The 14,964-nt window shown below is 34.5% G+C and carries 12 protein-coding genes and 1 other RNA gene; 6 read left to right on the top strand and 7 right to left on the bottom strand.

Annotated elements, in window-relative coordinates; translation table 11 throughout:
- Nucleotides 1–109: 109 nt before the first annotated feature.
- Both BN8061_RS11890 and BN8061_RS06425 read right to left on the bottom strand, forming a co-directional pair.
- Nucleotides 110–280, bottom strand: coding sequence for a hypothetical protein (locus tag BN8061_RS11890; protein ID WP_154662275.1), 171 nt, complete (start codon nt 278–280; stop codon nt 110–112).
- A 102-nt stretch (nt 281–382) separates the two neighbouring features.
- Nucleotides 383–940 carry a transposase gene (locus tag BN8061_RS06425; RefSeq protein ID WP_154662274.1) on the bottom strand — a complete coding sequence of 186 codons (558 nt, stop codon included), beginning with the start codon at nt 938–940 and terminating at the stop codon, nt 383–385.
- Between the two features lie 705 nt (nt 941–1,645).
- On the opposite strand from BN8061_RS06425, the gene BN8061_RS06420 reads away from it, so the two are divergent.
- Nucleotides 1,646–3,175, top strand: a complete 1,530-nt coding sequence (locus tag BN8061_RS06420) for an IS1182 family transposase (RefSeq protein WP_068597500.1) — start codon at nt 1,646–1,648, stop codon at nt 3,173–3,175.
- A gap of 118 nt (nt 3,176–3,293) precedes the next feature.
- Here BN8061_RS06420 and BN8061_RS06415 read toward each other — a convergent pair whose 3' ends face one another.
- Complete coding sequence (locus BN8061_RS06415; protein ID WP_068597498.1) at nt 3,294–3,605, bottom strand: YbaB/EbfC family nucleoid-associated protein; 312 nt, start codon at nt 3,603–3,605, stop codon at nt 3,294–3,296.
- 11 nt (nt 3,606–3,616) lie between these two features.
- A complete protein-coding gene (obgE, locus tag BN8061_RS06410; RefSeq protein WP_068597496.1) occupies nt 3,617–4,603 on the bottom strand; it encodes a GTPase ObgE in 987 nt (328 codons plus the stop codon).
- A gap of 104 nt (nt 4,604–4,707) precedes the next feature.
- On the opposite strand from obgE, the gene BN8061_RS06405 reads away from it, so the two are divergent.
- Nucleotides 4,708–5,739 carry a quinone-dependent dihydroorotate dehydrogenase gene (locus BN8061_RS06405; RefSeq protein WP_068597494.1) on the top strand — a complete coding sequence of 344 codons (1,032 nt, stop codon included), beginning with the start codon at nt 4,708–4,710 and terminating at the stop codon, nt 5,737–5,739.
- Between the two features lie 4 nt (nt 5,740–5,743).
- Here BN8061_RS06405 and rnpB read toward each other — a convergent pair.
- Nucleotides 5,744–6,065, bottom strand: an RNA gene (rnpB, locus tag BN8061_RS06400) — RNase P RNA component class A.
- Between the two features lie 202 nt (nt 6,066–6,267).
- On the opposite strand from rnpB, the gene BN8061_RS06395 reads away from it, so the two are divergent.
- From BN8061_RS06395 to BN8061_RS06380, 4 genes are read left to right on the top strand one after another with little or no spacing between them, the layout of a single operon-like run.
- Nucleotides 6,268–9,027 carry a TonB-dependent receptor gene (locus BN8061_RS06395; protein ID WP_068597493.1) on the top strand — a complete coding sequence of 920 codons (2,760 nt, stop codon included), beginning with the start codon at nt 6,268–6,270 and terminating at the stop codon, nt 9,025–9,027.
- 36 nt (nt 9,028–9,063) lie between these two features.
- Nucleotides 9,064–10,275 carry a DUF4876 domain-containing protein gene (locus BN8061_RS06390; protein ID WP_068597491.1) on the top strand — a complete coding sequence of 404 codons (1,212 nt, stop codon included), beginning with the start codon at nt 9,064–9,066 and terminating at the stop codon, nt 10,273–10,275.
- A 13-nt stretch (nt 10,276–10,288) separates the two neighbouring features.
- The gene (locus BN8061_RS06385; RefSeq protein WP_141743552.1) at nt 10,289–11,791 is read left to right on the top strand and encodes a DUF6850 family outer membrane beta-barrel protein; all 1,503 of its coding nucleotides are present in this window, start codon (nt 10,289–10,291) and stop codon (nt 11,789–11,791) included.
- Nucleotides 11,792–11,795: 4 nt separating this feature from the next.
- Entirely contained in the window at nt 11,796–12,944 is a 1,149-nt protein-coding gene (locus tag BN8061_RS06380) for a cytochrome-c peroxidase (protein ID WP_068597486.1), read from the top strand.
- A 15-nt stretch (nt 12,945–12,959) separates the two neighbouring features.
- Here BN8061_RS06380 and BN8061_RS06375 read toward each other — a convergent pair whose 3' ends face one another.
- Both BN8061_RS06375 and BN8061_RS06370 read right to left on the bottom strand, forming a co-directional pair.
- Nucleotides 12,960–13,751 carry a rhomboid family intramembrane serine protease gene (locus BN8061_RS06375; protein WP_068597484.1) on the bottom strand — a complete coding sequence of 264 codons (792 nt, stop codon included), beginning with the start codon at nt 13,749–13,751 and terminating at the stop codon, nt 12,960–12,962.
- A 68-nt stretch (nt 13,752–13,819) separates the two neighbouring features.
- Nucleotides 13,820–14,803 carry an ATP-grasp domain-containing protein gene (locus BN8061_RS06370; protein ID WP_068597482.1) on the bottom strand — a complete coding sequence of 328 codons (984 nt, stop codon included), beginning with the start codon at nt 14,801–14,803 and terminating at the stop codon, nt 13,820–13,822.
- Nucleotides 14,804–14,964: the final 161 nt, after the last annotated feature.

Raw genomic sequence — 14,964 nt, 5'->3', positions numbered from 1 at the left:
GTTCAGCTCCAAAGTATCGATAAGCCTCTCGAAATGCCGTGAATTCGTTTCGTCTTTTTCTATAAAAATTTCTTGATAATATATATTATCTAAGATCAAGTAACAACGATTAATAAAATTTTCTACATCTTCCCAAACCTCCTAAATATTCACTGAATTTTTTAAAAATTTCTTCGGCTTTCGTCTCAAAATCATCCTCTTCAGAATCGAAAGAAAATAAAGAAATTGCGTTTTTACCTTTTTCAGAATGTTTAAACAGATCCCAAATATTCTTATTCATTTATATTTTTTATTATGAATTTTATTTTCAATTAACAGTTGTTCAATACCATTTCCTCTCCCCCGACGCAACTGTTACAACAAAAAAATGCTAATTTTTCATTTATTCCCAAGTCACATTTAAATCTCTGAATTCTACAATTGACCACGCTTTTTCAAACGAATTTCTTTCGAGACTACTCGAAGCACTATATTTAAAAAGTCTTATGAGCTTTGGCTCATCGATGATATCTTTAAAGGTATAGATTAATTTGAGAGGAATATTTGTTGATAATTTAGGATATGGCACAGAAGATTTGTACAAATCGACCTTGTATTTATTTCCTTCTAAATCAACAATATGCAAATCTGATAATTCCATTGATTTATTTTCGCCTTTTGTTTCAGCTAAAAGTGTAATTGAAATCGTTTTATCTTTTTTATTTCCCACCACTTTTGTTATTCGGTACTCATTATCGTTACTTTTCACTTCTAAAACAGGCGCATTTATATCCAAAACTTTTTTCAAATAGAGGTTTTGCGTTTTTACAGATTGTATTTCTGATTTCAGTACATTTAATTCAGACTTGATTTTGTCGACTTCCGTCATTAGTTCTGCATTGGTTTGTCCATTTCCAAAAAACGAGATCAACATTAGCCAAAGCGTAAATAATTGCTTCATATTTTAGTTTTTATTTTAATTCATTTTTTTCGATTTCCTATTCAGTCCGAGCTTCAAAAAAAGCCATTGTTTTTCAGCTAACTAAAATACAAAAAGCTTTTTGCTGGTATAATCATTCTGCAATTGAGGGTCAAATTTTTAGGTATCTTTTTAAAAATCATTTAATTCGTTCGATATATTTTGTAAAAATGCACGATAGAAAAATTTTTATTCATATTCTGATTATAATGGTGTTGCTTTTTGTAGCGCCATTGCAATTATATTTTTGATCAATCTTTGATGATTTTAGTTTCGCGCCTTTCAGCAGTTTTATTTGGATTTATTTTGCACTTGGCGTTTTTTATATCATCCCCATTATCATTATATACTATTTACTCAATCGCTATATTGCAAAGCCGTGGCAGAAATTATCGATCATCGTAGCGATAACTTATATTTCTCACACTTTGCGCTATATTTACAACATTTGCGGTCACAATAGACCGTATTGGGCAAGCTGTGATGCCATTACCGAATTTATTATCGGAGGACTTGCATCAAGTATAATAATTGGCATCGTTGTTTATTTTCTGATGAAAAAATTGGAACAGAAATAAAAAAAGAAGCCGTCTCACAACTGAGGCGGTTTTTTTATATAAATAATGGATTGATTATTAGGTGATTAATATAGAATTCACTATATTTAACTACTTAATTTTCAGCGAAATGAACTATAGAATTAAAGAATATAACCAATCCCAAAACTGGTTATTTCCACCTTCGATAGAAGAATTAATTCCGACTAATCATCCAGTAAGAATCTTAAACAACGTAGTTGAGAAGATAGACTTAAAACCTCTTTTAGAAACTTACAGTCGGGAAGGTCATCCTAGTTATCATCCTAAAATGATGCTCAAAGTGATGGTTTACGCTTATATGGACAATATTTATTCCAGTAGAAAGATCGAAAAAGCCCTCAATGAGAACATAAACTTTATGTGGCTTTCTGGTAGAGAAAGCATCGACCATAATACGATAGCCCGATTTCGAAGCAATAAGTTAAAAGCCGTATTCAAAGACATCTTCAAACAAGTGGTATTGCTTTTGGCAGAAGAAAAATTAGTGAGTCTCAAACGAGTTTATACAGACGGCACCAAAATAGAATCGGTAGCTGGAAGATACACCTTTGTCTGGGGAAATTCCATCAAGACCAATCGGGAGAAAATGATCAAACAATTAGAGGATATGTGGCAATACGCGCAGTGCGTTGCTGATGAAGAAGACCAAGATCCCGAGCCACCGGAGTTCAAAAAACTTGATCCTGAAAAAGTCCAACAAGCCGCAGATAAAATCAACCGAATCCTAAAAGAAAAGTCTGACGATCCAAAGAAAAAAGCCAAATCCCGTTACATCCAAAAGAATTTTGCGCCAAACTTAAAGAAATACCAAGAACAAGAAAAGTTACTACAAGAACGCAACTCCTACAGCAAAACCGATCCCGATGCGACCTTTATGCGCATGAAGGACGACCACATGCAGAACGGACAATTAAAACCCGGCTACAATGCACAAATCAGCACCGAAAACCAAATCATCGTCAACTATACCTTACATCAAGACACCAACGACATTCATACTTTAAAACCTCATTTAGAAAACCATAAAAAACTCTACAATGAGCTTCCCGAAGAACTCACCGCAGATGCAGGATACGGAAGTGAAGAAAATTACGAACTTTTGGAGGACAAAGCAATCAAAGCCTTTGTAAAGTTCAACACCTTTGACCAAGAACAAGGTAAATCAAAGAAAAGAAAAAATCCCAAACCCTTTGAACGAGACTCACTCTATTATAATGAAGCGCAAGATTTTTATGTATGCCCGATGGGACAACGTATGGAAAAGCGCGGTGAGCGAAAAGTCCAAACAAAGTCAGGATATAAGCAAACCTATAGTTGTTATACCGCTAAAAACTGCAATGGATGTCCGCTCAGAAGCCAGTGCTTCAAGGGGAAAAACAACAGGACAGTAGAAAGGAACCATAAATTAGAATACCACAAACAAAAAACAAGAGAACTTCTCACATCCGATATCGGAGAAATAAGAAGAAAACAAAGAACTGCTGATGTCGAACCTACATTTGCCCAACTCAAACACAACCGAAACTTCAAAAGATTTACCCTAAAAGGAATTGAAAAAGTGGAATTAGAGTTCGGATTGCATGCTTTAGCTCATAATCTGAAAAAGATGAGTGCGTAAACAAGAATAATAACTCATCTTTTTCTAAATTATTAAATTGAGTTGGTTTTTGACCTCATTTTTTTTATCATAAAAAAACCGTCTCGATTTTATAAACGAGACGGCTTCTTTATTCTTTTTAGAAAGGCATGCCTGGGATATTCGGCATGTTTTCGGTTGCGGTTTTTTTAGCCTTTTCCATTGCTTCGTTTTTCACTTTTTCCAAAGCTTTGTTCAGCGTAAGCACCAATTCGTCTTCGAGCTGTTCTTTTTCTACGCCCTCTGCCAACTCTATATCTTTTATAGTAGCAAACTTAGACAGCGTAATCTTTACGTTACCCGAAGTGGATTTGGCAATAAAAAAATCGTTGTCTAATTCTTCTTTCAGATGGCTAAACTTATCTTTCAGTCCGTTCAGTTTTTCCATCATTCCCATCAAATTTCCAAACATATCGCGCTATTTTATTCGTTTAATTTTTTCCAAAGTAAATCTTTCAATTCTGTAATCCCTTGATTGGCTACCGATGAAATGAAAACCGTTTCGATATCTTTTGGTAACTGCGCTTTGATTTGAGCTTTCAGTTCGTCGTCGAGCATATCGCTTTTCGAAATTGCCAGAACCCTTGCTTTGTCTAACAATTCTGGATTGAATTTTCGTAATTCGTTCAATAAAATTTCATACTCTTTTTTATAATCATCGGCATCGGCCGGAATCATAAACAACAAGGTTGAATTTCGTTCGATATGCCTCAAGAAGCGGTGTCCAAGTCCTTTGCCTTCTGCTGCTCCTTCTATTATCCCAGGAATATCGGCCATGACAAACGAATGATGATCACGATACGATACAATTCCTAGATTGGGTGAAAGCGTGGTAAAAGCATAGTCGGCAATTTTTGGTTTTGCTGCCGAGACCACTGACAACAAGGTCGATTTGCCAGCATTCGGAAATCCGACCAAACCAACATCGGCCAAAACTTTCAATTCTAAGGTGATTTGTCCTTCTTCGCCTTCCAATCCGGGTTGAGCATAGCGCGGCGTCTGACGCGTTGCCGACTTGAAATGCCAGTTCCCCAGTCCGCCTTTTCCGCCTTTCATCAAAATTATTTCTTGCAGATCTTCTACAATCTCACCGATTACATTGCCTTCTTCATCTTTGGCAATTGTACCGATTGGAACCTCGAGGTAAATATCATCGCCATCTTTTCCGGTAGATCTCGATTTACCACCGTTGCCGCCACGTTCTGCCTTGAAATGGCGTTTGAATTTGTATTCTAAAAGCGTCCAAAGATTACGATTTCCTTTCATGATGATGTGTCCGCCACGTCCTCCATCTCCACCATCTGGACCTCCTTTATCGATAAATTTCTCTCGATGCAAATGAGCAGAACCAGCACCACCGTGTCCACTTGTACAATGTATTTTTACATAATCAACAAAATTCGTCTGCATAGTTTTTCCTTGTATAGCTAATTTGCAAAGATACAAGAACTCTATTGGATTATAAAACGAAAATTTTGCTAAATATCCGCCTTTGATTGATTATTTTTGTAGCTATGTACGATATTATCAAATCTTTTCTATTTAGAAAAGAACCCGAAGCGGCTCATTATTTTGTGATGAATAATCTGAAACGATGGAAAAACTTTCCTTTGGTTCAGACACTACTTCAATCAACTCTACAAACTTCATCCAACCAAAAGCCAATTCATGTGATGGGTTTAGATTTTATAAATCCTGTTGGCATTGCAGCTGGCTTTGATAAGAATGCAGAGTATATTGAAGAGCTGGCTCTTTTAGGGTTTGGGTATGTTGAAATAGGGACGGTAACGCCTTTGCCACAACCCGGAAATCCTGCGCCACGATTGATGCGTTTACGTAAAGATAAAGCACTGATTAACCGAATGGGCTTCAACAACAATGGAGTAGATTATGCGGTAGAACAACTAAAGAAAACCAAACGAAATCGGTTGATTGTTGGTGGCAATATCGGCAAAAATAAAATTACCCCGAACGATAAAGCGGTAGAGGATTATCTTATCTGTTTCAGGAAATTATTTGATTATGTTGATTACTTTGTAGTGAATGTGAGTTCGCCCAATACGCCTGGTTTACGAGAATTACAAGAAAAAGAACCCTTACTGTATATATTGCAAACCCTACAAAAAGAAAACGAACAAAAGAATAAACCAAAGCCTATTCTCCTAAAAATTGCTCCTGATTTATCTACCGATCAGTTGGATGATATTATCGAAATCGTAGAACAAGCCAATATTGCAGGTATTGTAGCTACCAATACGACACTTTCTCGTGATGGTCTTGTATCAGAGCAAGAATTAACCCAAGAAATTGGCGGTTTGAGTGGTAGACCTCTGATGGAAAAGTCAACTGAAATACTTCAATATCTTCATACCAAAATACAAAAAGACAAAGTATTGATTGGTGTTGGAGGAATCCATACTGCGAAAGATGCAATCTGCAAACAAGAAGCTGGAGCATCTTTGGTACAATTATACACGGGTTTTATTTATGAAGGACCACAATTGATACAATCTATAAAAAAAGCCTGGATTTCTACCCAAAAATAAGAAAGAAAAGAGCAAGTCTATAAGCCGGATTCTGTACTTTGCTTGGTATGATAACCAAGCAAAGCCTTTGTCATTTATCTACTATTTTGGTTACCCAAAACATGAAGCTGCCTACCCCCCAACAACGCACGAGCAGCACTTAACTGTTGGTATACATGGCATTTCACCGCATAGAGTTTACCTGTTTTCACTACAGCCGAACTGTACTTGCTTTCTGTTGCACTTGTCCTCGCCTTTCGACGGACGGATGTTATCCGCTATGCTTGCCCTTTGGTGTCCGGACTTTCCTCTCCGATTTTCATCGCAGCGACAAAGCGACTTGCTCGGTACAAAGGTAGATAGTTTTTTAATTATAATTTTGATTATACAAAAGATATCTTCCCTAAAAAATTCTGTTTATAAATAATAATTGATCGGTTACAATAGTACAGGAAAACATGATTTTAGTCATATTATTTATATTTATTCTAAATAAAATTAGTTATTTTGTTAAACGCTTCTTAATTTTGTTACCCATTTAGAAGCTCGATGTTAATAAACCATTCTATTTCAATCAAAAAGCTTTCATTAATCATTCTATTAGTCGTTTGTTATTCTATACAAGCTCAGGATTACATCGTTACTTTTGATATTTCTGATATTGATAAAGTAAAAATAAGTGATGTAGAAATTATCTCTAACGAAAAGATATTAGGAATCAGTGATCAAGAAGGAAGGACTAGTATTGTTTTAGCGAAAGGTTCGTATACTTTATTGATTAATCATTTCATGTATCAGCCTCAAGAAATAAGTATTAACCTTTCCAAGAACACAGTTTTCAACATAGAGTTAAAATCGGATTATAATCAATTACAAAAAGTTGTAATCACTGCAAAAGAAGATAAAGGACTTACAAGTAAATCAATCATCACCAAAGAAGCTATGCAACATTTGCAACCTTCTAGTTTTACAGATCTCATGGAGTTACTTCCAGGAGGGTTGGCACGTGATCCTTCTCTAACATCAAATAATAGCGCATCATTAAGGGAAAGCCGTAGACCATCAGATTACAATACAACATCTCTAGGTATTCAGTTTATGATTGATGATAATGTAATTAACTCTGGAGCAAATCTTCAAACCTCTCTAGATGCTGACCATCTATTAAAAGCTGCGGAAAATAGATACACCACAAGTACTGGTGTAGATATGCGAACTCTTTCTACGAATGATATCGAAAAGGTAGAAATTATAAGAGGAATTCCTTCTGCTGGTTATGGAGATTTAACTTCTGGTTTGATAAAAATAGATCGAAAGATAAGGCATACTCCTATTCAAGTGAGATTTAAATCTGACGGATTTAGCAAACAATACTATACAGGAAAAGGGTTTAGAATTAAAGATAGCTGGGATTTATTTGCTAGCTTAGACTTACTTGATGCGAAGTCTACACCCGATATCGATTTTAACAATTACCAAAGATTAACTTCATCTTTACGTTCAAAAGCAAAATTTAAGATTGGTGAAAATTCTTTAGAATGGCGATCAAACTTAGATTACTCAAACAACTTAGATAAACAAAAAGCTGATCCTGATACAGGATATGATTTAGTAGACAAATACAAATCTTCTAATCAGAATATTGCATTGAGTAATAATTTTATTTACAATTTGAAAGATGAAAACTTATTCTTCAATAAATTTATCTTAAATACATCTGCAAGACAAGGTTTTGAAAAATTAGAACAAACCAAATTTGTTCAACTATCAGGACCTAGAGCCGTTTCGATTGCAACTGAACAAGGAGAGAATGTAGGATATTTTCCTGAAACAAGATACATTTCAGATTTTGAGACTGACGGCAAGCCACTCAACATTTCTGCTATGTTCCAAGCAAATGGACGTAAAACAATCGGGGCTTTTAATCATAAATACGAAGCTGGATTGGATTTTCGTTTGGCAAAAAATTATGGTACCGGGCATAAATACGACATCTTAAGACCTGTTACTGGAGGGATGACTACAAGGCCTCGACGTTTTGATGATATCCCTGCTTACCAATTAGTTGCTACTTTCCTGGGTGATGAAATAGCATATAAAATCAACAATCACAGGTTTACACTTTATGCCGGTTTACGCTTTTCTTCTATGCTTAACGTGGGTTCTGATTATAAAATCAACAACAAAATCTATACAGAGCCTCGTGTAAATTTACAATACAACCTCCCTAAACTTATACTTAACAACTCTCCTTTTCTAATAGATTTGACCATGGGTTATGGAGAGTTTTACAAAATGCCAACTTTGAATAACCTTTATCCGAATGATCGATTTTGGGATTATACACAATTAAGTTTTTTTCATAAAGATGCAGATTATCGTTATGCTTATTTTATGACCTATAAACAAAATACGGTAAACAAGAATTTAGTAGCTGCAAAAAACATAAAAAAAGAATTGAGAGTCGATTTAAGCTACAAAAACCACAATCTTTTTGTCAACTTTTACAAAGAAAATTTAGAAAATGGTTTTCGTGCCGTGAGCAATTATACAGTCCATTCTTATAAAAGATATGATAATACACAAGTGGATCTTAGTACTTGGAATAATGGACCAGATTTAACAAATATTCCTTTTGAATCAAGAAAAGTTTGGGCTTCTTATACAACCACAGAAAACGGAAGTGAGACTACTAAAAATGGTGTAGAATTCGGTTATTCATCACCAAGAATCAAAACCATTAACACTCGTTTTACATTTACAGGTTCTTACTTCAGAACTCAATACAGAAATACAATTCCTGTACAAGAGAAACCACAAGTTTCATTAGTAGGAAATGATTATCAATATGTAGGAATTTATAAAAATGATATGGGTTATGATTTTAGAAACATGAATTACAACCTATTTATAGATACGTACATCCCTAATTTAAACCTTACTTTTTCAGCATCTTTTCAGGGCTCTTTATTTAATAGAGAAAAAAGAGACAAACGAATAGCAAAGCCAGATTACTATGTAGATCCGAACGGAAATATTTTTCCATACACAGAAATAGAACAATCAGATGCAATTTTACAATGGCTAGTAAGAAACACCTCAGTAACTGATAATATACAAACTAACTATACTTTTACTTTCAATACAAATCTAAAAGTTACCAAGAGCATCTATAAATCTCTTAGCGCATCTATGTTTGTAAATCGATTATTTAGTTATGCACATCCTTATACATTTCATGGACGAAAAATAGAGCGTAGAAACGGTATTGCGCCTTATTTCGGAATGGAATTAAAGTACAATTATTAACAATATCAGTCAAAAGTAAAAAACAAATATTTTAATATGAAAAAGAGAATTATTATTTTAGGAATTGCAGCACTTTTTGCATCTTTCAATCTTTTTTCTTGTAATAGTGATGACGACTTCGGAGTAGAAGTTACACAAAACAGTGTTTTAACACTTAATTTTAAGGGAGAAAACGTATCAAAAATCAATTCCTTAAAAATTGAGATTATCGAAACCAACACTGGAACTAAACAAACCATATCACTAGAAAACCAAACTACTTACTCATTAGAACTACCTTACGGATCATACAACATCATTGCAAACGGCTTAGGGATTGATAACAATGGAGACCACGTTGCAATTGCAGGAGGAAATACAATTGTTATAAACACCTTATCATCTAACCTTACAATAGATTTATTAGTAAAACAGTTTGGTGAAGATTTCATTATAGAAGAAGTTTTCTTTACAGGAATAAAAACTGCAGAAAATAAAAATTACAACAATAGTCGTTATTTCAAAATTACCAATAATACAGAAAAAGTATTGTATGCTGATAACTTAATTATTGCCACGTCTGAATTCTTTACAACAACCGATCAGCATGTAACACCATTTCACCCGAATAAAGCTTTTGCTATATCCGCAATCATGACTGTTCCTGGTAGTGGAACAGAACACCCAGTACAGCCTGGTGATTTTATTGTAGTAGCAGATAATGCCATAGATCATACAGAATTTGCACCTGATGCTTATAATTTAATTAATGCTGATTTTGAGTTCCCGAATGAAAATCCATCTTTAGGGCAAGTAGATAATCCTAATGTACCAAATATGAATATCATTTATACAAAAATGAATTACAATATGATATTCTTATACACAACTAGTCAAGAGTCTTATGTAATTGCTCGCTTCCCTGAAGGACAAAATGCAGAAAACTTTCTAGAAAACAACAAATACAATTACTCTTATACAAATGCAGCTGGAAATGTCATTAATCGATCATCTTACCAAATTCCAAACTCATGGATTATAGATGGAGTAAATGTAAGCAATCCCGACAAATTCTTAAGATTAATTACTTCTAAATCTATAGATTCAGGATGGACAGGTGCTTGGCCAGGATACAATGGCAAAACAATCCGACGTAAAGAAGCAGGTAAATTGAAAAATGGAAAAACACGTTACCAAGATACCAATAACTCTACAGAAGATTTTATCGCTAATTCAGATTCTTCATTAGCAAACGGTATTGTTCATTAAAAATATTTTAAAATTGAAAATATTAAATTTTCTTGGCTTTGTTTTGATTAGTTTAGGTTACACAATATTGCAAGCACAAGACAGTATTGATTTGTATCCTAAAATCTACAATCAATACAATACAGAAAGAGATTTAAAAAACAATTTATTCTATAATCCGGCAACTATGTCGGATTATAGTTCTTCTTCATTCTCTGACTTTTCTCTTAACTATCTAAAAGACGACAAAAAATTATTTCGTCAGCAGACGGGCTCTAAATCCGAAGGTTTTACGATTCTCACCAATTCGTTTCAAAAACTAAACGAAAACAAAACCATATGGGGAAATGCAAACTATCAAAACCAAGATATTTTCAATATCAAATGGAATGAAAATCTAGACTTTGATCGTATAGCACCCTATATCATTGCTGATAGTATTGGTGGAAACATGAACATAGAACAATATAAATTTGGAGGTGGATATAATCAAAAAATCAACAAATGGACATTAGGTTTACAAGCAGACTATTCTGCACAACAAGGAAGCAGACCACGGGATCCTAGAAATGTAACAACCACTTCTGACCTATCTATGAAAATAGGTTTTAATTTCAACCTATACAAAGATTGGACTATAGGAGTCTTTGCTAACGTAAACAAATACACCCAAAAAATTTCTGTAAAATTCATAAGCGACATTATCAATCCATATTTGTATAATATGAATGGTTTCGGTGCTTACAATTATTTCTTTAGTAATACTAATTCTAGCATACACGAAGAGTATGGATACACCGCAGGAGGACAAATCATCAATAAAAAACATGATTTTTATTTAAATGCAACATTAGAAAAATCAAAAAACACAAAAAAAGTAACCAACGCTTATTATGATATTTCTGATTTGACAACCGAAAGCAACTCTATCGAAATAGGAAAATTTTATAGTTTTAATCAGAACCGTATTGGGTTTATTGCACAACTGGCTAACCAAACAAGAACTGGGGAAGAATACGGCTATACCAATAATACAGAAATAACACAAGTTATATTCAAAAGAAAAGCTTACAGGAAAGAAACCAACACAAGTAAAATTCAACTTTATTACGAATTACAAAAAGACAAATACAGCCTTGCTATTATTCCGTTTACAGATTATCAAACCATTAAAGAATCTAGATTATACCCATTTAATGGACAGAAATATGATTGTATACAATTTGGTATAAACTTAGATTTTAAACAAAAGATAAAAAATAATCAAGTTTTAGAATTTCAACCTTATTATTCTCAACGACAAGTAATCAACGTAACAAATGCTCTTAATCTAAACAATATCGACTTTTTGAATGATATGGTTCTAAGAGATTATACATTTCTCACAAGTGATATCACAACCGTTGGAGCATCTTTACGTTATCATCTAGAACTAGATAAAATCCCGGCAATATTTATCGGAACCCAATATCAATCACAGAAAATACAAAATAAAAACAATAATTTTACAAGCCTAAACCTTGGAATAACATTCTAAAGAAATGAAAAAATTCACATTACTTGTAATTGGCATCATTTTATCTATTTTGGTCGGTTTTACACCAAAAGTAAAACAGTCATTAGAAAAGATTCAAGACCCAAAAGTGCAAGATATTGTCAACAGTTATAAAAAAGCAATTGTAGATTGGCCAAAACCTACGATTGATCATGGTGTAGAGTGGAAAGAATTTCAGTCTATAAAAACAGATACCGCTTATTTCACCACACAAGCTTTACCAAAAGTTTTATTAGGAAAAATGTTGTTCTTCGATCCAAAACTTTCGGGTTCTCAACAAATTTCTTGCAGCTCTTGCCACGAACCAGAATTTGGATGGACAGATGCACGTAGAGTAGCTTTAGGGAATGATCATTTACAAGGCAAACGCAATACCATGTCACTTCTTAATATTGCAGACCGAACAAGTTTCTTTTGGGATGGAAGAGCAACAACACTAGAACAGCAAGCTTCAGGACCTATCGCTGCGCATAACGAAATGGCAATGGATCTAAATTTATTACCAGAAAGACTAAGCAAATATCAAGATTATTTAAAACTATTTGAAGATGCTTTTGGTGATAATAAAATAACCACAGAAAGAATTTTCAATGCTTTAGCAGAATTTCAAAAAACGATAAAAAGTCAACCGAGTAGATTTGATAAATTTATTGATGGAAACTACACAGCTCTTACCGATGAAGAAATCTACGGTATGCATATTTTCAGAACGAAAGCTCGTTGTATGAATTGCCACTTCGGAAAGAATTTAACAGACGAATCTTTTCATAACATTGGACTTACCTATTACAAAAGAGAATACGAAGATTTAGGCTTGTACGAAATCACTAAAAATCCAGATGATACTGGAAAATTCAAAACTCCATCTTTACGAGATTTGATGATTACAAGACCTTGGATGCACAACGGATTGTTTGATACTTTAGAAGGAATTGTAAATATTTACAACAGCGGAATGCAAATGAATAGTCCCACACCAGAACAAAAAATTGCAGACCCAATGCATCCTGTAACAGATTCTTTATTGAAACCTCTGAATTTATCAAAAGTAGAAAAAAAAGCTTTGGTATCCTTCTTAGAATCCATGACGGGTACCAAATACAAAATGAGAAGACCAGAATTTCCTACAAAATAAAAAAACCTCGAACCATTATTGTTTTAAGGTTTTTTCTTCTGAGGTATCATCATCATTCTTTAAGTAATAATGAATCTTTATTGGGTTTTCTTGCATTTCTTCATATTCTCGTTTCAGCTCCTCTTGTTCCAAATAAGCTTGCCAAAGCGCTTCTGCTTTAGGGTCGTACACATTTTCATCTTCCCAATAATAGGTTTGTTTCTGCGGGCCTAATTTTCTGAAATAAAGCGCTAAAACTAATCCCACCAAAAAACCAGACAAATGCCCTTCCCAGGAAATAGGATTTTTATTGGCATTCATCTTCAGGGTGGGCAAAATTTCTTCGGGCAACATTCCCCAAATAAAACTTCCGTAAAGAAAAATCACAATGAGAGACGCAGCCATAGTGCCACGATCCTTGCGAATCAGTCCGCTAAAGAACAAGAAACTCGCCATGACATAGACCAATCCGCTTGCCCCAATATGACATCCTAAGGTTTGATCTAAAAACTCCAAGTCGCCAATAAACCAAAGCAATATACCAGAAAATATCCAGCCCAGAAATACCACCCAATAGGTGATTCGATCATACAACAAGGTACTCAGCCCGATGAGGAACAACAAGGGAAAAGTGTTGCTCAACAAATGTTGCCATCCCGAATGGAAAAGCGGCATGGTGAAAATACCTTTCAAGCCCGAAAGGCTTCTCGGTATGACGCCAGGACAATAATGCCCAAAAGCTCCGTTCAAATTCAACAAAAAAACACTCCAAATCGGAATAAGAATAATGAGCGGAAATATGATGGCTTTTTTAGGAAATTCATTCATGAGTGATCACTTTGTTTGAGTATCGTCACAAATCAAACCAAAGAAGAAAGCAAGACAAATCGGCTGATTTAGCATCCAAATAATGCCTTTACCAATGGTTTTGCTGGCGGATAATCGAATCCGTTTTCTTTATTTTGTTTTGCAACTCGATACTGTACCGCCAATTGCTGGCGAGCAATACTCCAGGCTTCGAATACAGAGTATTTAGGATCGTACAATTGCGTAGCTTCTGAGTTTGCTCCATTGATCTCGAGTATGACAAAATTGCCGTTCTGCAAATCTTCTATCGATTGGGCTTTCACATCCAACCGACCGTAATAAAAATGCGGAATATTTTTCACTGCCTCATCTACGCAATTCTCTAATCTACCCGAATGCAAATGACTTGCGTCTAAAAACTTTGTACCTCGGTAATGATTTCCGATTTCTGAAAGCAACAATTCTTCATTCCGTTTCAAAACCTCATCGAGATGGTTTGCAAAGCGTTTTTTGAGGAATTTTCGCTGCTGCGAAGCTCTTAAATCTCGAGCAATCAATTGGGCTAAAGTCGCTTTACCATCACCTTTTACCGTTAAAAATTCTTTAGCCGTAATGGCGATGATTTTACCTTTTTCTTCTTTCGGATAACGAACATAAAACAATCCAAACTCCAGAGGAAAATCTACAAAATCTTGAATGATTACATCGGTTTTTATACCTCCTCGATAGCAGCTCCATTCTTCACGATTTCGGATTACAGCGACTTGTTTGCCACGCTCTCCAACATCGGGTTTCGCAACAAATGGATAAGAATTCGGCTCGAAATCCAAAACATTTTTCTGGTGAACGAGTGTTGTTTTTGGAATCCAATGCGGCTCAATTTTTTCTAACAAATCAAATTTAGAATAACCATAAAAACCACCGAATCGCATGAGCGGATTAACGTTGCAAAAGTAGGCTGGCGCTTTGGTCTTCAAAACATAGTAAAGATAAAATGGCGTAAGCATTCCATAAAAAATCCAAAAAGGCCAAAACTCATAGTTGATCAACTTTTGAAGACTAATTTTCCACATAGCCTGCTAATTTAATTATTATTTTACTAATCCTGACAATTTGGCAATTATTTCGAATATTGAGTATGATTTTAATAAAATAGTTTAATTTTAACAGACAGAATAACTTTTGCAACGCGATTAAAATCCTAACTTAGCTATCGGCACAGTTTATGTACAAA

Source organism: Vaginella massiliensis (assembly GCF_900089075.1).
Taxonomy (GTDB): Bacteria; Bacteroidota; Bacteroidia; order Flavobacteriales; family Weeksellaceae; genus Weeksella; species Weeksella massiliensis_A.
Note: the sequence above shows the minus strand (reverse complement) of the source record. Positions and strands in the feature narration are given on the sequence as shown.

What these genes read in the sequence shown, in the direction of transcription:
- BN8061_RS06405 (WP_068597494.1), top strand. Translation starts at nt 4,708, where the DNA reads ATGTACGATATTATCAAATCTTTTCTATTTAGAAAAGAACCCGAAGCG.
- BN8061_RS06415 (WP_068597498.1), bottom strand. Translation starts at nt 3,605, where the DNA reads ATGTTTGGAAATTTGATGGGAATGATGGAAAAACTGAACGGACTGAAA.
- obgE (WP_068597496.1), bottom strand. Translation starts at nt 4,603, where the DNA reads ATGCAGACGAATTTTGTTGATTATGTAAAAATACATTGTACAAGTGGA.
- BN8061_RS06395 (WP_068597493.1), top strand. Translation starts at nt 6,268, where the DNA reads ATGTTAATAAACCATTCTATTTCAATCAAAAAGCTTTCATTAATCATT.
- BN8061_RS06420 (WP_068597500.1), top strand. Translation starts at nt 1,646, where the DNA reads ATGAACTATAGAATTAAAGAATATAACCAATCCCAAAACTGGTTATTT.
- BN8061_RS06425 (WP_154662274.1), bottom strand. Translation starts at nt 940, where the DNA reads ATGAAGCAATTATTTACGCTTTGGCTAATGTTGATCTCGTTTTTTGGA.
- BN8061_RS06370 (WP_068597482.1), bottom strand. Translation starts at nt 14,803, where the DNA reads ATGTGGAAAATTAGTCTTCAAAAGTTGATCAACTATGAGTTTTGGCCT.
- BN8061_RS11890 (WP_154662275.1), bottom strand. Translation starts at nt 280, where the DNA reads ATGAATAAGAATATTTGGGATCTGTTTAAACATTCTGAAAAAGGTAAA.
- BN8061_RS06375 (WP_068597484.1), bottom strand. Translation starts at nt 13,751, where the DNA reads ATGAATGAATTTCCTAAAAAAGCCATCATATTTCCGCTCATTATTCTT.
- BN8061_RS06390 (WP_068597491.1), top strand. Translation starts at nt 9,064, where the DNA reads ATGAAAAAGAGAATTATTATTTTAGGAATTGCAGCACTTTTTGCATCT.
- BN8061_RS06380 (WP_068597486.1), top strand. Translation starts at nt 11,796, where the DNA reads ATGAAAAAATTCACATTACTTGTAATTGGCATCATTTTATCTATTTTG.